Origin of the sequence: Methyloferula stellata AR4, from assembly GCF_000385335.1 — a bacterium.
Classification (GTDB): Bacteria; Pseudomonadota; Alphaproteobacteria; order Rhizobiales; family Beijerinckiaceae; genus Methyloferula; species Methyloferula stellata.
Map to the genome: position 1 here is coordinate 1,631,986 of NZ_ARWA01000001.1, position 20,470 is coordinate 1,652,455.

The 20,470-nt window shown below is 59.0% G+C and carries 19 protein-coding genes; 15 read left to right on the top strand and 4 right to left on the bottom strand.

The features are described 5' to 3' along the window. The first annotated feature begins 12 nt into the window (after window positions 1-12). The 8 genes from nifK to A3OQ_RS0108060 all read left to right on the top strand — a co-directional run bounded on the left by nifK (window position 13) and on the right by A3OQ_RS0108060 (window position 7,225). The gene (nifK, locus tag A3OQ_RS0108025; protein WP_020174862.1) at window positions 13-1,575 is read left to right on the top strand and encodes a nitrogenase molybdenum-iron protein subunit beta; all 1,563 of its coding nucleotides are present in this window, start codon (window positions 13-15) and stop codon (window positions 1,573-1,575) included. Window positions 1,576-1,791: 216 nt separating this feature from the next. Then, window positions 1,792-3,663: a nitrogenase iron-molybdenum cofactor biosynthesis protein NifE gene (gene nifE, locus A3OQ_RS21700; RefSeq protein ID WP_020174863.1), complete on the top strand. Its 1,872-nt coding sequence runs from the start codon at window positions 1,792-1,794 to the stop codon at window positions 3,661-3,663. Between the two features lie 9 nt (window positions 3,664-3,672). After that, window positions 3,673-5,067, top strand: a complete 1,395-nt coding sequence (gene nifN / locus A3OQ_RS0108035; RefSeq protein ID WP_020174864.1) for a nitrogenase iron-molybdenum cofactor biosynthesis protein NifN — start codon at window positions 3,673-3,675, stop codon at window positions 5,065-5,067. 40 nt (window positions 5,068-5,107) lie between these two features. Beyond that, complete coding sequence (gene nifX, locus A3OQ_RS0108040) at window positions 5,108-5,509, top strand: nitrogen fixation protein NifX (protein ID WP_020174865.1); 402 nt, start codon at window positions 5,108-5,110, stop codon at window positions 5,507-5,509. Between the two features lie 8 nt (window positions 5,510-5,517). Then, entirely contained in the window at window positions 5,518-5,985 is a 468-nt protein-coding gene (locus A3OQ_RS0108045; RefSeq protein WP_020174866.1) for a NifX-associated nitrogen fixation protein, read from the top strand. A gap of 16 nt (window positions 5,986-6,001) precedes the next feature. Continuing rightward, window positions 6,002-6,199, top strand: coding sequence for a CCE_0567 family metalloprotein (locus A3OQ_RS0108050; RefSeq protein ID WP_020174867.1), 198 nt, complete (start codon window positions 6,002-6,004; stop codon window positions 6,197-6,199). 51 nt (window positions 6,200-6,250) lie between these two features. Continuing rightward, window positions 6,251-6,574 (top strand): ferredoxin III, nif-specific, encoded by a 324-nt coding sequence (fdxB, locus tag A3OQ_RS0108055; protein ID WP_020174868.1) that lies wholly within the window; start codon window positions 6,251-6,253, stop codon window positions 6,572-6,574. A 15-nt stretch (window positions 6,575-6,589) separates the two neighbouring features. Further along, window positions 6,590-7,225 (top strand): nitrogen fixation protein NifQ, encoded by a 636-nt coding sequence (locus tag A3OQ_RS0108060; protein WP_020174869.1) that lies wholly within the window; start codon window positions 6,590-6,592, stop codon window positions 7,223-7,225. Between the two features lie 141 nt (window positions 7,226-7,366). On the opposite strand, the gene A3OQ_RS0108065 is transcribed toward A3OQ_RS0108060, so the two are convergent. Then, entirely contained in the window at window positions 7,367-7,870 is a 504-nt protein-coding gene (locus A3OQ_RS0108065; RefSeq protein ID WP_026595626.1) for an RNA pyrophosphohydrolase, read from the bottom strand. 11 nt (window positions 7,871-7,881) lie between these two features. Beyond that, window positions 7,882-9,039, bottom strand: a complete 1,158-nt coding sequence (locus A3OQ_RS0108070) for a divergent polysaccharide deacetylase family protein (protein WP_020174871.1) — start codon at window positions 9,037-9,039, stop codon at window positions 7,882-7,884. Between the two features lie 420 nt (window positions 9,040-9,459). On the opposite strand from A3OQ_RS0108070, the gene A3OQ_RS0108075 reads away from it, so the two are divergent. Next, on the top strand, window positions 9,460-10,263 hold the full coding sequence (locus A3OQ_RS0108075) for a TOBE domain-containing protein (RefSeq protein ID WP_020174872.1): 804 nt from the start codon (window positions 9,460-9,462) through the stop codon (window positions 10,261-10,263). Between the two features lie 126 nt (window positions 10,264-10,389). Here A3OQ_RS0108075 and A3OQ_RS0108080 read toward each other — a convergent pair whose 3' ends face one another. Further along, window positions 10,390-10,599 carry a TOBE domain-containing protein gene (locus A3OQ_RS0108080; protein ID WP_020174873.1) on the bottom strand — a complete coding sequence of 70 codons (210 nt, stop codon included), beginning with the start codon at window positions 10,597-10,599 and terminating at the stop codon, window positions 10,390-10,392. A 362-nt stretch (window positions 10,600-10,961) separates the two neighbouring features. Between A3OQ_RS0108080 and A3OQ_RS0108085 the strand changes: the two genes are divergently transcribed. From A3OQ_RS0108085 to A3OQ_RS0108095, 3 genes are all read left to right on the top strand, one after another. Continuing rightward, window positions 10,962-12,332, top strand: coding sequence for a DUF2252 domain-containing protein (locus tag A3OQ_RS0108085; RefSeq protein ID WP_020174874.1), 1,371 nt, complete (start codon window positions 10,962-10,964; stop codon window positions 12,330-12,332). Window positions 12,333-12,721: 389 nt separating this feature from the next. Next, window positions 12,722-14,989 carry a malate synthase G gene (locus A3OQ_RS21705; protein WP_020174875.1) on the top strand — a complete coding sequence of 756 codons (2,268 nt, stop codon included), beginning with the start codon at window positions 12,722-12,724 and terminating at the stop codon, window positions 14,987-14,989. A 151-nt stretch (window positions 14,990-15,140) separates the two neighbouring features. After that, window positions 15,141-15,488: a hypothetical protein gene (locus tag A3OQ_RS0108095; RefSeq protein WP_152428358.1), complete on the top strand. Its 348-nt coding sequence runs from the start codon at window positions 15,141-15,143 to the stop codon at window positions 15,486-15,488. On the opposite strand, the gene A3OQ_RS0108100 is transcribed toward A3OQ_RS0108095, so the two are convergent. After that, window positions 15,489-16,634 carry a glycosyltransferase family 9 protein gene (locus A3OQ_RS0108100; RefSeq protein WP_020174877.1) on the bottom strand — a complete coding sequence of 382 codons (1,146 nt, stop codon included), beginning with the start codon at window positions 16,632-16,634 and terminating at the stop codon, window positions 15,489-15,491. Window positions 16,635-16,902: 268 nt separating this feature from the next. Here A3OQ_RS0108100 and A3OQ_RS0108105 point away from each other — a divergent pair, with 268 nt between their 5' ends. The 3 genes from A3OQ_RS0108105 to A3OQ_RS21710 all read left to right on the top strand — a co-directional run bounded on the left by A3OQ_RS0108105 (window position 16,903) and on the right by A3OQ_RS21710 (window position 20,469). Next, a complete protein-coding gene (locus tag A3OQ_RS0108105; RefSeq protein ID WP_020174878.1) occupies window positions 16,903-17,115 on the top strand; it encodes a cold-shock protein in 213 nt (70 codons plus the stop codon). 378 nt (window positions 17,116-17,493) lie between these two features. Further along, complete coding sequence (locus A3OQ_RS0108110) at window positions 17,494-18,603, top strand: fatty acid desaturase (RefSeq protein ID WP_020174879.1); 1,110 nt, start codon at window positions 17,494-17,496, stop codon at window positions 18,601-18,603. A 132-nt stretch (window positions 18,604-18,735) separates the two neighbouring features. Then, the gene (locus A3OQ_RS21710; protein WP_083931544.1) at window positions 18,736-20,469 is read left to right on the top strand and encodes an FkbM family methyltransferase; all 1,734 of its coding nucleotides are present in this window, start codon (window positions 18,736-18,738) and stop codon (window positions 20,467-20,469) included. The last annotated feature ends 1 nt before the right edge of the window (window position 20,470 follow it).

Below are 20,470 nucleotides of genomic sequence, written 5' to 3' on the forward strand. Positions count from 1 at the left end.
GGATCCTTCAGCATGCCTCAGAACGCCGACTACGTTCTCGACCACTTCGACCTGTTCCGTCAGCCGGAATATCGTGAGATGCTCGCGAACAAGAAAAAGAATTTCGAAAATCCTGTCGCCGATGCAGAGCTGCAGCGCGTCGTCGAGTGGACCAAGACCTGGGAATACCGCGAAAAGAATTTCGCCCGCGAAGCGCTGACCGTGAACCCTGCTAAGGCTTGCCAGCCGTTGGGCGCCGTCTTCGCTGGCGTCGGCTTCGAAGGGACCATCCCCTTCGTCCATGGTTCGCAGGGCTGCGTCGCCTACTATCGCTCGCACTTCTCGCGTCACTTCAAGGAGCCGAGCTCCTGCGTGTCGTCCTCGATGACCGAAGACGCGGCTGTGTTCGGCGGCCTGAACAACATGATCGACGGCCTCGCCAACACCTATAACCTCTACAAGCCCCGTATGATCTCGGTCTCGACGACCTGCATGGCGGAAGTTATCGGTGACGATCTGAACGCCTTCATCAAGACCGCGAAAGACAAGGGCTCGGTGCCGATGGCATACGACGTCCCGTTCGCTCACACCCCGGCGTTCGTTGGCAGCCACATCACCGGTTACGACAACGTCCTCAAGGGCATCTTCGAGCACTTCTGGGGCGGCAAGTCGGGCACGACCGAGAAGCTTGAGCGCGTCCCGAACGAGAGCATCAACTTCATCGGCGGCTTCGACCCCTACACGGTCGGCAACCTGCGTGAAATCAAGCGCATCTTCGACATGATGGGCTTCGAATACACGATCATCGCCGACAATAGCGATGTGTGGGACACGCCCACCGACGGTACGTTCCGCATGTTCGACGGCGGCACGACCATCGAGCAGATGGAAGCGGCGGTCAACGCCAAGGCGACCATCTCCATGCAGGAATATTGCACGGAAAAGACGCTCAAGTACATTGCTACCGAATGGCAGCAAGAGTGCGTTTACTTCAACCACCCGGTTGGCGTGAAGGGGACCGACGAGTTCCTGCTGAAGATCTCGGAGCTCACCGGTAAGGCTGTTCCGGATCAAATCCGTCTGGAGCGCGGCCGTCTCGTCGACGCCCTGGCTGACTCGAGCGCCCATATCCATGGCAAGAAATTCGGCATCTATGGCGATCCCGATCTCTGCATCGGTCTCGCTCAGTTCATCCTGGAATGCGGTGGCGAACCCACGCACATTCTCTCGACGAACGGCACGCCGAAGTGGGCTGAAAAGGTGCAGGAACTGCTCGACTCGAGCCCGTTCGGCGCCAACTGCCACGTCTATCCGCTGCGCGATCTGTGGCACATGCGTTCGCTGCTGTTCACGGAGCCGGTCGACTTCTTCATCGGCAACACCTACGGCAAGTATCTGGAGCGTGACACGGGCACCCCGCTGATCCGTATCGGCTTCCCGATCTTCGATCGCCATCACCATCACCGTTACCCGGTGTGGGGTTACCAGGGCGGTCTGAACTGCCTCGTGTGGATCCTCGATCGTATCTTCGAGGAAATCGACAAGAACACGATCGTTCCTGCCTATAGCGACTTCAGCTACGACATCATTCGCTAATACCCGATTGATGGTGCTGTGAATAAGGCGGCGGGCATTGGACTTAAAGTTCAATGTCCGCCGTTTTGCTAAGGTGGCGAAATTTAGATTGGCGTGAATTTCGCTTCATAGGTTGTCATGAAGAAAGCATGTCACGGCAGCGCGCTGTATTTGCGTTAAAACTGCCTGGCGATGATGAGCCCAGCGACCCGATGGGGCTGAGGCGAGGAGGTTCGGATGAGCGAAGTTTCGGCTACAATTCAAAACGTTTTCAATGAGCCGGCGTGCCCGAAAAACGCGGCAAAGTCGGAAAAGGAACGTAAGAAAGGCTGTACGAAACAATTGCAGCCCGGCGGTGCCGCTGGCGGCTGCGCTTTCGACGGCGCCAAGATCGCTCTCCAGCCCATTACCGATGTTGCCCATCTCGTGCACGGCCCGATCGCCTGCGAGGGCAATAGCTGGGATAACCGCGGCGCTTATTCCTCGGGCTCGTCGCTTTATCGCACCGGCTTCACCACAGATATGAACGAGACGGACGTCGTCTTTGGCGGCGAGAAGCGGCTCTACAAAGCCATCAAAGAGATCATCGAGAAATACAACCCGCCGTCCGTGTTCGTCTACCAGACCTGCGTGCCGGCCATGATCGGCGACGATATCGACGCGGTCTGCAAGGCGGCGACGAAGAAATTCGGCAAGCCGATCGTCCCCGTCAATTCGCCTGGTTTCGTCGGGCCGAAGAATCTCGGCAACAAGCTCGCTGGCGAGGCGCTCCTTGCCCATGTCATCGGCACCGAAGAGCCAGACTACACGACGCCCTACGACGTCAACATCATCGGCGAATATAACCTCGCCGGCGAGATGTGGCAGGTCGAGCCGCTCCTGAAGGAGATCGGCTTCCGCATCCTGTCGTGCATTTCGGGCGACGCCAAATATCACGAGGTCGCCCGGTCGCACCGGGCCCGCGCCACGATGATGGTCTGCTCCAAGGCGATGATCAACATCACCCGCAAGCTCGAAGACCTCTACAGCATCCCCTATTTCGAAGGTTCGTTCTACGGCATTGGCGACATGAGCGACTCGGTCCGTCAGCTCGCGCAGCTCTGCATCGACCGCGGCGCGCCGGCGGAATTCATGGATCGCGTCGAGGCCGTGATCGAACGCGAAGAGAAGCTGGCCTGGGACGAAATCATGTCCTATCTGCCTCGTCTCAAGGGCAAGAAGGTTCTGCTCATCACCGGCGGTGTGAAGTCCTGGTCGGTGGTCGCGGCGCTGCAGGAAGTCGGCATGGAAATCGTCGGCACCTCGGTCAAGAAATCGACCAAGGAAGATAAAGAGCGCATCAAGGAATTGATGGGCGAAGACGCGCATGCCTTCGACGACATGTCGCCGCGCGAAATGTACAAGATGCTGAAGGACGCGCGCGCCGATATCATGCTGTCGGGCGGCCGTTCGCAGTTCATCGCGCTCAAGGCCAATATGCCCTGGCTCGACATCAACCAGGAACGTCACCACGCCTATTCGGGCTATAAGGGCATGGTCGACCTCGTGAAGGAGATCGACAAGGCGCTCTACAACCCGATCTGGGAGCAGGTGCGCACCATTGCACCCTGGCAGAACGCGGCCGATAGCTGGCAGGCGAAGGCCGATGCCGAAGCGGCTCGCGAGGCCGCCGAGCTCGCAGCCGATCCGGCGAAGGCCGAGGCCAAGCGCCGCTCGAAGAAGATCTGCAAGTGCAAGACGGTCGATCTCGGCACGATCGAGGACGCGATCGCAGCCGGTTCGCTGACCACGGTCGAGCAGGTCGTCGACATTACCCATGCGGGTTCGGGCTGCACGAGCTGCCGCGGCACGATCGGCGGTATCTTGGAAACGCTGTCTGGCGCTCCTGCCGTGGAACTGACGCCGGAAGAGCGCCGGGCCGTCAAGATCTGCAATTGCAAAGACGTCACGCGCGGCATGATCGAAGACGCCGTCCATGCGAAGGGTCTGACGACGGTTGCCGAAGTGACCGAAGCCACGGAAGCCGGCGGCGGTTGCGAAAGCTGCTGCGATACGATCGACGACATTTTGTCGGAAATCGTGGCGCCCATCGCCGTCGCAGCCGAGTGAGGTGATCCCATGGCAGTCATCGAAATCGGTAAGAAGGCCTGCACCGTCAATCCCTTGAAGATGAGCCAGCCGGTCGGCGGCGCGCTCGCCTTCATGGGGATCAGGGACAGCATGCCGCTTTTCCACGGCTCGCAAGGCTGCACGTCCTTCGGGCTCGTGCTCTTCGTGCGCCATTTCAAGGAAGCCATTCCGCTTCAGACGACGGCGATGAGCGAAGTGGCGACCGTGCTCGGCGGCTATGAAAACGTCGAGCAGGCGATCGTCAATATTTCGACGAAGCAGAAGGCCCGCTTGATCGGCATCTGTTCGACCGGCGTGACCGAAACCAAGGGCGACGACGTCGACGCCTATATTTCGCTCGTGCGCCAGCAGCATCCGGAACTGGATGATGTCGCGCTCGTCTACGTCTCGACGCCCGACTTCAAGGATGCCTTCCAGGACGGCTGGGAAAAGACCGTCGCGAAGATCATCGACAAGCTGGTGAAAGCGCCGGAGCCCGACGTCGTTCGCGACCCGAAGAAGCTCGTCGTGCTGCCAGGCTCCCAATATACGCCGGGCGATCTCGACGAATTGCGGGACATTATCGAGGGCTTCGGTTTCGAGCCTTTGTTTCTGCCCGATCTTGCCGCCTCGCTCGACGGCCATATCCCGGACGATTTCACGCCGACCTCGCTCGGTGGGATTTCGCTCGAGGAAATCGCCGATCTCGGCAATGCCTCCCATTGCATCGCGCTCGGCTCGCATATGAAGCTGGCGGCGGACACTCTGCAGAAAAAGGCCGGCATCCCTTACAAGCTCTTCGAACGGATGATCGGCCTTCTACCTACCGATGCCTTCATTGCGCATCTGATGGAGATCAGCGGCAAGCCGGTGCCGACGCGGATCAAGCGCCAGCGCAGCCAATTGGTCGATGCGATGCTCGACGGGCATTTCCACACCGGCGGCAAGAAGATCGCCATGGGGCTCGAGCCCGACTTCTTCTACGACCTCTCGAGCTTCCTCGTCGAAATGGGCTGCCATATCACTGCGGCGGTCTCGACCAATAATTCGCCGATCCTCGAAAAGGTCCAGTGCGAGACCGTGCTAATCGGCGATCTTGAAGACCTTGAACGCTTGGCGCCGGGCTGCGATCTCATGATCACCCATGCGCATGGCCGCCAAGCCTCAGAGCGCACGGGAATCCCGCTGTTCAGGATGGGCTTGCCGATCTTCGATCGGCTGGGTGCTGGACATATCACGGCGGTCGGCTATCGCGGCGCTCGCGATCTGATCTTCGATATCGCGAATATGCTGTTTTCGACCGGCCATGCGATTAAGCCGGACACGTGGTATCCTGAACTGGTCGGCGCCCAGCATGGCGACGCCCACGGTGACCATCAGGCGACGCCGCACACCACTCATTGAGGCAAATGATGCCTGCACAACAGATAAAAACGGAGGCTGCATGAAAGTAGCATTTGCCACCCAGGATCTCGAAAGAGTGGACGCGCATTTCGGCTGGGCGAAAAACCTGATGCTGTATGACGTGCAGCCCGACGGCTATCAATTTCTGGAGACGATCGAATTCAACGGCGATCTCCAGGAAGACGGCAACGAGGACAAGCTCGAGCCAAAGATCAACGCCGTGAAGGATTGCGCGATTCTCTATGTCGCCGCGATCGGCGGTTCGGGCGCGGCCCGCGTCGTCGCGAATAACATCTTTCCGATGAAGGTGAAGGAGCCGGAGCCGATTGCCGAGCTTCTCGTCAAGTTGCAAGATGTGCTGAAGGCGCCCGCGCCGCCGCCCTGGCTGCGCAAAGCGATGCAAAAAGCCGGCGAAGCAAAAGAATTCGATTTCGAAGATTGAGGTGAACCATGTCTGATGTGGCAGAAGCGATTAAACCGGCAGCCGTCGATGTGCCTTTCGTGAAGGAACTGATTAAGCAATGGCGCGCCCAGGATATGCACGGTGCGTGGGACAGCAAGACCGATCTCGACCTGATCGATCCCTACATCGTCGATAAGAAGCGCCGCAAAGAAATCCCGATGATCGGCGATCCCGATCCGGAAACCCTTTGGCGCTTGGAGCTCTTCTACAATGCGGTCGGCCTTTCGATCGAAAAGGAGACGGGCTGCATGGTGTCTCCGATGATGAAGATGTCGCACGAAGGCTTCGGCCGTCTGGTCCTCATGGCCGGCCGCCTGATCGTCGTGAACAAGATGCTCCGCGACGTGCATCGCTATGGTTACGACAGCCTCGACAAGCTCGCGGAAGAAGGCACGAAAGCCGTTGCCGCTGGCGTCGAGATGATCAACAAATATCCCGAAGTTGCCAAATATTGACACGACGGGGAGGAGCATGAGCGAAGACGCGGACAAATTGAAAGCGGAGATCAAGAAACTCTCCGCGCAGGCTATGCAGGCCAAGATGGATTTGCACGACCTCTCCGAGGAATTGCCGATCAATTGGCAGCAGATTTTGGATGTTGCCCAACGCGCTCACACGGCTTTCGAGACTCTTGAAAGCAAGAGGGCCCAATTGAGCGCGATGGGTTGAGACTGACGCATTTGCGCCGATCGACGAGGATCGGCCAATGGAGAATCGAAAATGGCGGAAATCACGGAAAAGTCGAAGCCCACACGCGACGGCCGCATGTGGACCCCGGAGTTCCTGACTTCAATTGATCCGGATACCTGCATCGGCTGCGGCCGCTGCTACAAGGTCTGCGGCCGTGAAGTCATGACGTTGAAAGGCCTCACCGAAGACGGGGAGATCGTGCCTCTCGACAACGAGGACGATGACGACTTCGAAAAGAAGGTCATGGCGATGAACGACATTGGTGCCTGCATCGGCTGCGGCGCTTGTGCGCGCGTCTGCCCGACTGATTGCCAGACGCATACGCCGATCAACGAGCTCGAAGGCGCGCTCTGAGACATGGCGACAGCTATGCCGACCGAAGCTCATCTCTTGCGCGGCGCCGATGGTGCGCTACACGCTGGCGCCGCCGTGGATGAAAGCTTTGATCGCCATATCATCGGACGTCTGCTGCTTCATGCGGTCGCCGAGGCGAAGCGCCTCGGCGAGCCTGTCGAGCGCCGTCTTGGCCTCGATCGCGACCGCCTATGTGCGGCGGCTCAATTCGTTCATATGGACCTTTTTCTTGATCCCTCCCACGAGCCGCAGGCTGAAGAGGACGAAGAAGAAGTCATGGTCCGGCAGATCTTATTGCAAAACTGTTCCGGCCCGCGGCAAGTGAGCGAATGGCTCGCCTATGTCGTCGCCAGACGCGGCATGGAGCCTAATCACCTTTGGGAAGATCTAGGGCTCGCGGAACGGCCGGACCTGACGAAACTCCTGCTTCGGCATTTTGCCCCGCTCGCCACGAAGAATACACGCAACATGCGCTGGAAGCGCTTCTTGTACCGCTCGCTGTGCGAGGCGGAAGGCTTCAGCATGTGCCCGTCGCCGACCTGCGATTCCTGCTCGGAATTCCATATTTGCTATGGCGACGAGTCGGGCGAGACCGTGCTGGCGCGCAACAACCGCGCTTTCAACGAAGCCAATGCGGCCGACAGGCATTAAGGGCTGCGTTGCGTTTTCGCCTTGACGGCATGAGCCAATAATTCCGCAAGATCCGTCTTACATTGTGCGCGTCACCGTGCGCTTTTCCGGCTCATGCCGGGACTCGATCCGGGCACCGCGCATGACGCGCTGAAGAACCGCTCACACCTTTTCCGACAAATGGCGGAAACTCTCGACGACCTTTTCGTAGACCGGCCTTTTGAACGGAATGATGAGCTCGGAAAGATGCTGCATGGGCTCCCAGCGCCAGGCGTCGAATTCCGGTTTCTGGCCGCCGGCCGGCGTATGGATGTTGATCTCGCTGTCGTCGCCTTCGAAGCGAAGCGCGAACCATTTTTGCCTTTGGCCCTGGTAGCGTCCCTTCCAGGATTTCTTGGCGAATTCCACCGGCAGATCGTAAGTCAGCCAATCCTGCGCTTCGGCAAGGAAGCTTGCCGAGGAGACATTGGTTTCTTCGAGCAATTCGCGCAGTGCGGCGTCATAGGGGTTTTCGCCGGCATCGATTCCGCCTTGCGGCATCTGCCATTCATGGTCAGTCGCGATATGCCCCTGCAGTCTTTTGTTCCGCCGCCGCCCGATAAAGACGAGACCATTGCGATTGAGAAGCATGATACCGACGCAGGGACGGTAATTTCCAAAGTCCATTCTGTCAGAGCTCACGGTTCGCGTGTGACGACCGGCCTCGCTCCGTCTTTGCCGAGTATGGCGCTCAGCGGTACAAGGGCAATGCCCTTTGCCTCGAGAGACTGAGCAAAGCGGGCGATCCGATCGATGTTGGACAAAGGTAGCCCGCTCGCGACGCCAACCGCAATACCCTTATCGCGCGCCCGGGTCTCAAGCTTGACCAGAGCAGCCTCCAGGGTGCCCGGTTTCGCGCCTCCTTCCAAGATCACATCGGTTTTGCCGGCGGAGAGATCCAATCCCGGTGCGAGCCCGGGCACGAGGCTTTGGGCCGAGGTGCCGTCGTCGGCATAATAAAGCCCGCGGCCGCCGATCTCGCGCAGGACCGGAGTCAAGGCCTGGTCGTCCGAGGTGAATTTGGCGCCGAGGAAGTTGGCAACGCCGGCATAGCCAGTGAAGCGGCTCATCAGCCAATGCAGGTGTTCGGTGTTTTCCGCCGCACTTGCGGAGGTCAGGAGCGTATGCGGGCCCGGATTGTTTTGCGGATAATCGAAAGGCTCCATCGGAAGCTGGAGGACGATTTCATGGCCATGCTCGCGTGCCCTGGCGGCCTCGCGTTCGAGATCGCGGCCATAGGGCGCAAATCCGAGCGTCACGGCGCCTGGCAGAGAGTCAATCGCCGTCTCGGTCGCGGATGTGTCGAGGCCCATCCCGCCGATGAGAAGCGCGATGCGGGGCGCGCCCGCCTTCAGGCTCGAAGAGGTGACCAGCGGCCTTGCATAAACCTCGGCCGGACGGGAGCCGTCGCTGCCGATCCTGGGAATGGGACCAAAGTGCGTCTTTTCGACGAGACGCGGGTCGGGGGCAGGGGCAAGCCTGATGCCTAAATCCTGCGGCACGGTGATGATGAGCGCGCCAGGTGCGCTCGCGCCGCCGCGCATGACTTTGACGCCGCTTTGCTGTTCGAGATCCTCGGCGCTTGTCACCCCCTTGAGGGTGCCGCCAGTCGCGGCTGGATCCGGCGGCGTTTGACTTGCGGGCTGGCTGCTGGCCGGCTTAGCTGCCGGCGCGGCTTGTATATCCTCGTGGATGGCGGCTATGGCATAAGGCTCGCCGCCCATCGGATCGCCGGTCAAACTGATGAAGGCGAAAAGCCCGGCGGCGATCAGTCCGAGGCCGGCAAAGGCGATCATCCGGTAAGGCGGGCTCCGTCGCCGTCTCGAAAATGGCGCGCGGTCGAGGCCTAAAGGCTTATCGAAGTCGCTATCCACCATAAGTTCGATCCGTATTCGCCGTTAGATCGGTGCCGGGTCCTCGGGGGCCGACTCACCCCGAAGCAGCAGGGCGACAATGACACGCCGCGGACTCGCCCGTCGAGCCCCATAGCGGCGGCTCCGACGCCGCGCGGACATGCCTTGGACCCGCCCTCATTTCCGGGAAACAGCAATTCGATATATAGAGACTCTTCCGTTTCGCGCTGGACACCCAATCTGCGTGAGGGCCGGTCGCGTTTGCGACAGGTTCGACGCGGACATCCCTTCAGGGGCCAGCTTATCGGCAGGACCCGATAACTGAATTCAAATTCAAAGCATTACAGCAACCGCAGGATCACGATGGCGCGCAAGGCTCAAGGTAAAATCGATACATTATTGGCCTTGAGGTCTGATGGCCGTCTCCTGGTCGGGCGTGAGCGCATAGCGCTGCTCGAGGCGGTGGCGAAACATGGCAGCATAACCAAGGCCGCCGAAGCGGCCGGCTTCAGCTATAAAACGGCCTGGGACTCGGTGAATGCGATCAATAATCTTCTCCCGCGCCCGGCCTTTCTGACCAAGACCGGCGGATCGAGCGGCGGCGGCGCCCAGATTACCGAGGAAGGGTTGCGGCTGATCGCGGCTTTCCGGAAGCTCGAAGAAAAGCTCGGGCGCATTTCGACGTCGATCGCGGAAGAGGGACTCGAACATGCGGAAGATATGCTCTTTTGGGGCGTCGCATTGCGTGTCTCGGCCCGTAACGCGCTGCATTGCAAGATCGTCGAGATCAAGCCGGCGCCCGTGAACGTCGAGATCAAGCTCGAGGTCTCGCCCGGCGTTTTCATCTTCGCGCTTGTGACCAATCGCAGTCTGGTGGAGCTCGATCTGAAACTCGGCAGCAACGTCATGGCCATGGTGAACAGCACGTCGGTGATGCTGGCGAGTGGCCCTCAGGCCCTGCGCATTTCCGCGCGCAATAGAATCAAAGGCAAGGTTGTCGAACGCATTGATGGCGGCGTCGACTCCGAGATCACACTCGATATCGGTCACGGCAAGACCATCGACGCCGTCATCACCCAGGCGGGCGCGGATGAAGTGGGGGCCAAGGAAGGGGCCGAGGTCTTTGCGGTTTTCAAGACCTCGCATGTCGTCCTTGCCGCGGATTGAAGCTCTCCTGGCGGCAGGCTTTCGCTAGTGGAACGTGATCGCTCCAAGTTGAATCATTTGTCACGTTCCAATCTTTTTTGACGCATGATCTTGTCCAAAAAGTCTCCAACTTTTTGGGATCATGCTCTAGTCGATGGCGATCATGACGTCGGAGGATTTGATCAGTGCGTGCGCGGGCTTGCCTTTTTCGAGCTTGAGCTCGTCGACTGACTCGTTGGTGATGGAAGCCAGGATGGTGATGCCCGGTGCGACTTCGATCGACACATGCGCGGTTGTGGCGCCTTTGTGAACGTCGACGATTTTGCCAGCAATAAAATTTCGTCCCGAAATTTTCACGTTTTTCTCCTGATTTCTAAATGGCCGACACAGTTAAAAGCTATGTCGCTTCAAATATAGCGTGACCGGCGCCGAAACCAAGTTCTCGTTCCATTTGCTTGCACGGTTATTTCATCGCTGCCGAAGACGCCGATCGCGAAAAAGAACTCTGCGCTTTCTGGAATAATTCCATGCGATGCATCCGGGGATCGAGACATAGATGAAATCTATAAAAATTGTGCCGTTCGGATGCTTTAAGACCAAAGCGGTGCTCCAGCTGGCGAGGCCGATGCCGTCTGCTTGTGCCTTTCCGCCGCCGGAATTTTTGAGTTTGATGTTATGCTTTGATTTTCCGGTGTGCAGCTAATGTACAGGAGGTGTTCATGACCGAGGAATTGCTGTCGCGCGCTGAACGCTTCAAGAAGGGCAAGACGCTGCGCCATGAAACGCCGCGCGAATCGCTCGCCGACCTTCAGAGCAATGCCGAACGCGATCCGGTTGCGATCCTTGCCGAAAGCGATCCTTTCCGCGTCGCTAAACTTTTGCCCGTCCGCTATGCCCGGATGATGGAAAACCCTTTCGCCTTTCTGCGCGGCGCGGCGGCGGTCATGGCCGTCGATCTCGCACAGGAGCCGAAGGTCGGCATTCCCGTCCAGGCATGCGGCGATTGCCATGTCATGAATTTCGGCGCCTTCGTCACGCCAGAAGAAAACATCCTCTTCGACATCAACGATTTTGACGAGACCTTGCCGGGCGTCGATTTCACTGTCGATCTGAAGCGGCTGGCAGCCAGCGCCGCCGTCGCTGCGCTCGCGTCGCGTGCCTCGAAGAAAACCGCGCATGCGCTCGCGGCCGCGGCGGTCGAATCCTACCGGCGGCATATGATCAAGCTCGCGGCTCTGTCACCGCTTGAAATCTGGCATAGCCAGATTTTGCTCGAAGACGAGATCGAACATATCAAGGACCGCGTCTTGCGTAAGCACTTGTCGAACATTGTTGCCAAGGTGCGCGGGACGCAGGAAGAGGACGATAATTTTCCGCATCTCGCCAATAGCAAGGATGCGAAAATCAAGGACAAGCCGCCGCTGATCTATCATCTCGATCCGGAAGCCGATGCGCAAGACGAATTGGATACCAAAACCGTCTTCGACGCCTATCGGCAGAGGCTCGCGCCCGAACGTGCCGTGCTTTATGATCGTTACGAGTTAAAGGATCTCGCCTTCAAAGTGGTCGGCGTCGGTAGTGTCGGGACCTTTTGCGCCATCGGTCTTTTCATGAGCGGCGACGGCGAGCACCTGTTCTTGCAGATCAAGGAAGCGCTACATTCCGCTCTCGAACGTCTGAGCCCGGACCTCGTCTGGCCTGGTCATCAGGGTGAGCGCGTCGTCGAAGGCCAAAGAATGATGCAGGCGGCGGCCGATCTGTTCCTCGGCTGGACGGAAGACCCGAAAACCCATCGGCAATTCTATATTCGCCAGCTCAAAAACCGCCGCCTGGGTTCCGTCAGCGAGCTTGTCGAAGGCGATGCGCTCGACGATTATGTGCGGATCTGCGGCCGCACTTTGGCGCGCGCGCATGCGCGCACCGGCGATGCGGCGATGATCGCCGGTTATGCAGGCAAGAGCGAAGCGCTCGACGAGGCAATAGCGTCTTTCGCCATGGCTTATGCGGATCGCACGGTCGCCGATCACTTGCGGCTGGTCGAAGCCAAGACCGAGGGCGGCGTCAAGCCGGTCAAGCAGGCGGCGGAGTAACGCATGATCCCGAAAAGTTGCAGACTTTTCGGATAAGGTCATGCGTCGAATGAAAAGGCCGATGATCCCGAAAAGTTGCAGACTTTTCGGATAAGATCATGCGTCGAACGAAAAGGCCGATGACCCCGAAAAGCTGCAGACTTTTCGGACAAGATCACGCGTCGAATGAAAAGCGCACGATCCCGAAAAGTCAGGCCGGTTTTCGGACAAGCTCATGTATGGCTAAACCGATGATTCGCTACGGCATTTCACAGTGCTTGCGGCTGCGCGCCGGCGCTGTTAGATCATGTCTCGAAAGCCAACATCCCGCCGTTCCGGTTTCCTGTTAAGCGATCTTGCTCGCGCTCTTTGCCTCGGGTCGGACGGGCCCGTGGCAATAGGACAAGATCATGCCGAACAAAGAAATCGATGGACTGAACATCGCGGGCGACCTCTACGACTTCATGAGCTTCGAGGTTCTGGCCGGAACTGGCGTCGGCGCACATCAATTCTGGACGGGTTTGGCGCGGATCGTCGCGGAATATGCACCGCGCCTGCGCGCGCTGCTACAGGAACGTGCCCGCTTGCAGGCGGAGATCGACGCCTATCATCGCGCCCATGCGGGGGCGCCCTTCGATGCCGCCGCCTATGAAGCGCATTTGCGTGCGATCGGCTATCTCGTCGAAGCGCCGGCGCCCTTTTCCATCCGGACCGCGAATGTGGATGAGGCCGTTGCGCGCATAGCCGCGCCGCAATTCACCGTGCCATGCTCCAATCCGCGCTATCTGACGCGGGCCATAAGCGCGCGCTGGTCGAGCCTTTACGATGCGCTTTATGCGTCCGATGTCATCCCCGAGGAGGGCGGTGCCGAACGCGGGCAAAGCTATAATAAGGTCCGCGGCGCGCTTGTGATCGAACGCGGCCGCGCCTTTTTGGATGAAGTCGTGCCGCTCGCCAGCGGCAGCCACCACGCGGTGACGGCCTATGTCGTCGCGAATGGCGCCCTTATGGCGGCTATCGATGGAGGCGAGCGAATAGGTTTGAAAGACCCTTCGCAATTTGCCGCCTATCAGGGCAGAGGCGAGGGACTGTCGTCGATTTTGCTGCGCGACAAAGGCCTCCATATCGAGCTCAAGATCGATCGCAAAAGCCCGGTCGGGCGTGAGGATCGCGCCGGTCTCGCCGATATTATCCTGGAATCGGCCGTCACCACGATTTGCGATTTCGAAGATACGGTGGTTGCCGTCGATGTGCCGGACAAGATCAATCTCTATCGAAATTGGCTTGGCACCGTCAAAGGCAGTCTGCGCGTCCAATTCAAGAAGAACGGCCGCATCACCGACCGGCTGTTTTCGGCCGATTACCGCTATCAGGCGCCGAATGGCGGGCCGTCGCTGCTGTTTGCCGGGCGCAGCCTTGCGATGGTGCGCGTGACGGGACCGCAGCGGCTGACCGATATCATCCGCGATGCAGAGGGCGAGCCCATCCCGGAAATGCTTCTCGACATCGCCGTCGCAGCGCTGGCCGGTTTGCATGACACGCGCCGAAGCAAGCCGCCGCGCAACAGCGAGGCCGGGTCGATCTATATCGTCGTGCCGAAATTGCACGGGCCAGCCGAAGCGGCGCTTGTCGATGAGATTTTCACGCTCGTCGAAGATATGCTCGATCTTCCGAAGAACACGGTGAAGCTCGGCCTCACCGACGAAGAGCGCCGCACGAGTCTCAATCTCGCGGCATCCATTCATCCTGTGGCCGATCGTATTGCCTGGCTCGGCACGTCGCCCTTCGAGCGGGCGCGAGACGAGATCGACACGGCGCTGGAAGCAGGCCCCATTGGCGGCGCTGCGGCGCTTCTCACGGCTCCATGGGTAAAAGCCTATGAGGCCGGTAATGTCGAGACGGCGCTCGTCTGCGGGCTCGGCGGTATGGCGCAGATCGCCAAAGGCCGCTGGACCGAAGCCGAACATCTGGCAAGGCTGTTGTCCGAAAAAACCGACGATCTCCGCCAAGGCGCCAGTACGGTCTCGATGCCGTCACCGCGCGCGGCGAGCCTCTATGCGATGGCCTATCATCAGATCGATGTCTTGCAGCGGCAAAAGGATGTGGCGGCTGCGCTCACCGCCGACGCGATGCGTGCCCATTTCATGGAACAGCTCGGTGCGCCGGCAAACAAAATGACTCTATCCACTGAGGAGATCACGCGCGAGCTTGAGGCGCATTGCCATAGGACTCTTGCCTATCTCGTGCAGTGCATCGATCGCGGTGTCGGCTGTTCACGCGTGCCGGACGCGCAGGGTGTCATTCGCATGGAGGATCGCTCCGCCGTCCGCTTTTCGAGCCTTTGCGTCGCCAATTGGCTGAAGCACGGCGTCGTGACGCGCGAGCAGGTGATCGATGCCTTGCGGCGCATGGCGGAGCGGGTGGACGAGCAAAACAAGGCCGGCCCCGGCTATAGGCCAATGGCGCCCGCGTTCGACGGGTCCGCCTTCAATGCCGCGGCCGAATTGATGTTCATCCAACGTGGTGCGGCTGAAAGCGATATCGACACGATCATCGCGATGCGCCGGCGCGAGGCGAAGGCGGGGCAGCCGCCCGAGATTTCGAACCGTTTCGAGTTTCTCAAGGGCGCCATGGGCAAGCTTGAAACTGGCGAGGCCTTTTACGGCACGAATGATTGAATTGGCGTCTGCGGTTTGATTGACAGCCGCGCATGAGGCCGGTCAAATGACCGTGGTTGTCGCGGACGGCAAAATGGCAAATTCAAAGACATTTTTGGGAAAATTTTTTGACCGCTTCGCTGCTCCCGCGATAGGGACGGCAGAAGACTCTTTGCAAGCCATAAAGGCGCAGGTCGAAGGTTGCGAGTCTTTCATCGATAAGACGGTGAAGCTCGTCAACGAATGGCGGCAGCAGAGCATCAAGACGGAAGACGCGTTGCGCGATCTTACCAGCCGCGTTTCTGCGATCGAAAGCCGGCCGCATGTTCCGATGGATGGCGAAAAGATAAAAATCTATCTCGATACGATCTATCGCGGATTGCTTGACCGCGATTGCGATGATGCGGCGCGCAAATCGTTCGGATCGCAACTCGCTGAAGGACGTCCGCTGCAAGAGATCATCGATGAGATCATGGCTGGCGACGAATATAGAACGCACAAGGCCAAAGCTCAGGCGTGATTATTGGATCGCCGGTCTCGCCTTCGGAATGCAGCCGAGCAGAGCGTCGCGCACCACATGCCTCACAAAGCTATACGTGATGAGACGAATGCAGGCGTGATCGTTGGGGCATTGCGACAGGGCGCCGATGCGGCATGGCGAACATGGCACAGGCACTTTTATGATCGAGGTCGCAGGGCCGCGCGGCATCCAGACTTCGATCGGGTCGATGCCTGAAAAAATTGCCACCGTCTTGATGTGTTTCTGCGCCGCGTAATGCGTGAGGCCGGTATCGTTGCCGATAAAAATATCGGCGGCTTCCAAGACCGTGAGACTTTGAAGAAGCGATATGGTTCCGACAAAAGAGCGGATGCGGCTGTCTTCGCCGCAGGCGGCCATGACGGCCTCGGCATCGCCGCTCTGATCCTTTCCGCCGACGAGGACGACGCAGCAATCCATCTCTTTCACCAGCCAGCGCGCGAGCTCGCAAAAGCGCTCCAGCGGCCAGTTTTTAATGTCGCGGCCGGACGATGTGTTCATGACGACTAGAATTTTCGATTGCGCGAAAGACAAATCGATACCGGCGGCAGGCGCCTTGAATGGCAGCTCGGCTTTGCCCGCCTTGCAGAGTTCGATGAAAGCCGTTGCGAGCTGCAGGATCATCAGGCTTTGGTGGACTGCAATATTGCCCGCGGCGCCGAGATTGGGACGCGTGAGCGAGATGGTGAGCGGAAGCCGGTTCCGATCGCTCTCATATCCGATCCTGATATCGGTCTGAATAAGGTCGAGGATCACTCGCGTATCGGGATCGACGCGCAGATCTATGGCGACATCCGATGTGAGCTTTCCGACTTTGCTTGCATCGGTGCCGGAAAGACCATTGGCCGCCGGTTGCGATTGCTGCTGGAAGAAATTGACGGTGACGATGTCGTCGAAGAGATGGCTCTCTCGCGCCAAAGCCTCGTTCCAGGGGCCGCATATGAGCGTGATATGGGCGGAAGGATAGGCATTGCGGATGCTTGTGAAGGCATCATAGGCCAGAAAAAAATCGCCGATGTGATCGGCTTTGACCAGAGTGATGGTCCTTATATCCGTGCCTTGACGCAAGATGGTTAAGTCACTGACCTCGTTCTGTAAAAGAACCGGCTGGAAATATCGTTCATCCATTTTGGAACAACGTCTTCACATCTCGTGCATGGTTAAAAAACCTATCCGCGAACGCCGGGCAGGGCAAGGCGCCTATGAATTCATCACTGCCCTGCTTGCAATATGGTCGCGATGCGCCATATAAGAGATGTCGATAGACGGTTAGATGATTTGGCTTTGCGCTGACATGGTCGCGCGGTTTGCCAAGAATTCCCCTGCCTGAAAATGCGATTTCGACCGTCTGCGGCTTCGTGGGCGAGCAAGACTACGTTCGTGAAAGGGTTTCCCATTGTCTACGGGAACTGTGAAATGGTTTAACGCAGAAAAAGGTTTCGGCTTCATCGAGCCGGATGACGGCGGCAAGGATGCCTTCGTTCATATCAGCGCCGTGGAGCGCTCGGGCCTCAACAATCTGCATGAAGGTCAGAAGGTTGACTTCGAGCTCGTCTCCGACCGCAAAAGCGGCAAGATGACGGCCGACAATCTCAAGGTCCTGGCCTGACGAATTGACGGTGGTTTAGCGTTCTCGCAGACCGCCGCCACGCCGCATCGTCTCGTTCTCAAATAATGTCGACCACGGATGAACTGGCGGCAGAGAGATCGTGGCGATGTTGGCAGCATATCAGAGCGCCTTCCGGCGCCATGGCTGCACATCTCAAAATGAGCCCTGCACCTGAACAAGGTCGCGGGGCTTTATTGTTGCACGTGATAGCGCGCAGGCTTTGCGACGAGTCAAAGCTGCTGGCATTTGCCAAAAGGCTTAGGCCTCGGTGCCGTTACTCCACATAAATCGTATTACTTATTGTCCTATTGGCTGGATAAAGCCATGTACCACAGCGCGCAGGATTGACAGCTCCAGCGGTTTGTCTAGGTGTCTTCGATGCAGAAAAGCGAACCTATTATAGAGGCAAAGCCCAGTGAGCGCGCGCTGGATGCGCGCAGATGGGCGGGCATAGTCGCCCGCTACCGCGAGCCGAATTACGCGCGGGGCATTTTCGAACTCGCGATCACCGCGCTGCCGCTCGTTTTCATTTGGATTTTGATGTGGGCGACGCTCCAAACCGGCCATTATTGGCTGTGTCTTCTGCTCGCCATACCGGCTGCGGGTTTCCTCGTGCGCCTCTTCATGATCCAGCACGATTGCGGCCACACCTCATTTTTCCGCCATCGCCTCGCGAATGATTGGGTCGGGCGCTTCATCGGCGTGCTGACGCTGACGCCCTACGATGGTTGGGCGCGCAGCCATGCCGGTCACCATGCGACCTCCGGCAATCTCGATCAGCGCGGCACCGGCGATGTCGACACGCTGACGGTGCGTGAGTTTCAATCGCTTCCGCGCTGGCGCCGGCTTCTCTATCGCCTCTACCGGCATCCGGTTGTGATGTTTGGCATTGGTCCCATCTATTTGTTCGTCTTGCGGCATCGCCTTCCGCTCAGCGGACCCGGAGGCTGGCCTGTCTGGCTGAGCACGATGGGGACGAACGCGGCGATCGCCGCTCTGATTGCCATCATGATGTGGCTCGTCGGGGTCGGTCCCTTTCTGCTCGTGCAGATGCCGATCACGCTACTCGCGGGTTTGATTGGCGTCTGGCTGTTCTATGTTCAGCACCAGTTCGAGGATACGTTTTGGGCGCGCGAGGGCTCTTGGACTTTCCATGAGGCGGCGCTTTACGGCAGCTCGCATTATGCCTTGCCCCCAGTCCTGCGCTGGTTCACGGCCAATATAGGCGTGCATCATGTGCATCACCTTTGCAGCCGGATTCCCTATTACCGCTTGCAGCAAGTGCTGCGCGATCATCCTCAGCTCGCGGCCATCGGACGCCTGACTTTGTGGCAGAGCGTCAAATCCGTCCGCATGGTTCTCTGGGATGAGAGAGACCGCCGGCTCGTCGTGTTCCGCGAGATGCACGCTGCCAGCAAGGCGCGCGGGGCAGGAATGCTGCAAAACGAGATCGGACGCCCGTTCCCGTCTTCAACACAAACGAACTGATTCAAAATCGCTCCATCTCTTGGTGGAATTCGAATCTCATCGAAAGCAAAATTGTGCTTTCGCGGCTGAGACGGCTGGAAACCAAACCGCCTCCATCGTAGCGTAGCCTAAAGTGATTCGGCTGGATCATCGATGGCCCGTTCGTCTACTGCCCGGCTGAGCCGGACTCCCGCTTCAAGCAAGAAGCTTCCGGTCGTGGAGCTGGTCCCCGGCTGGCTGAGGCCGCTGAACCGCGACGCCTCCTTCAAGCTTTGGCCGCCCTTCGATCCGGGCCGGTTTCTCGACATGAATCCGAGCCTGGTCCGCCTAGGGCCAAAAGAAGCCTGGGTCGTCTTTTGCCGCTACGCGACTCCGCCGCAGCCGGGACAGGGATCGATCTGGGCCGTTCGTGTCGGCACTGATCTGCAGCCATCGGGGACGCCGGTTCTTCTTCTCGCCCAAGGCATAGATCCCAGGATCATCAGGCTCGGCGAACGGCTCTTGATCTTCTTCGCGATGATCGAGCGCGATTCCGCCGGCCAGCCAATTGGTTCTTCAGTTGCCATGGCGGAATATGCGGTCGATCGCGACCAGTGGACATGCAAAAACATGTTCAGCCTCCCAAAGCGTCCCATTCAGGGCGTCCAGTCCGCGGACTCGGACGAGAACTGGGAGAAGAACTGGATTCCCTTTGCGATCGACGACACGCATGTGGGGTTGATCTATTCGCACGACCCTTGGGACGTCATCACGCTCGGCGCCGAACCGGGGCAAATGCCGCAACTGCAGAATGTCCATCGCAGTCCCGGTCTCACCTGGGAAGACGGAACGATCCGGGGCGGGACCTCGCCTGTGCCCTACGATAGCGATCATCTGATTACGTTTTTTCATGCGGCTCAGGTCATCGGCAGCCGGCGTCTTTATAGCGTCGGCGCATGCGTGTTTACGGCCAAGCCGCCCTATGCGCCGGTGTCGATGACGCTCGATCCGCTTTTGATGGCGCCTTACAAAAACGGAGCGCATCGCTTCGGCTGGCATTTTGCCGGCAGCGTCATCTTTCCGATGGGCGCGGAGCCGTCACGCGACGGCTATCATCTGCTTTGCGGCATCGATGACGGCGAGATCGGCACATTTTTCATCTCCACGGCGGATCTCAAAGCGCGTTTGCAGGCACCGCGCCAGGAGATCCTGGGCGCTGTCCATGATTATCGCGGCAGCCAGGGTGCGCGGATCCCGCTCAAACACCTGCTTTACGTGCCGGACCCCATTCCGGGAATCCCCGAGCTTCCGATGATCAATTTCCTCCGGACGCTCGCAGGCCGTGGCCGCACCTTCGTCGATGTCGGCTCGCATATTGGCTTCTACACGATGGGTCTCGCGCCGGGCTTCGACAAAGTCGTCGCTTTCGAGCCGTCGAAGTTTCAATATGGCTGGCTCACGCGCAACCGCGCCTTGAACGATTACGCGCATGTCGCCTGCGAGCATGTCGCGCTGGGCGACACCCGCGGCGAAGCCACGCTGAACGTATTGAGTTACGAAGGCGGGCTGAACTCGCTTTCGCCCGAAGTCGCCGCCGCGCATACGATCATCGATCGCTATACGGTTCCGGTCGAAGTGCTGGATGATCGCGGCATGAGCGATGTCGATCTGCTCAAGATCGATGTCGAGGGCTTCGAAATCCCGGTTCTGCGCGGCGCGCGGAAAACCATCGATGCCAGCCGGCCGGTGATTCTGATCGAGGTTTGGACGGATGATGCGCGGCGTCAGAATGTGAAACAGGTCATGGACGAGATGAACTATACGTTCGAGCCGCTGTTTCCGCTCTCGCCGGAATTGGTTCTCTGCATCCCGCAGGAGCGCCGTCAGTCCTACGCCTGGTTCATCTGAC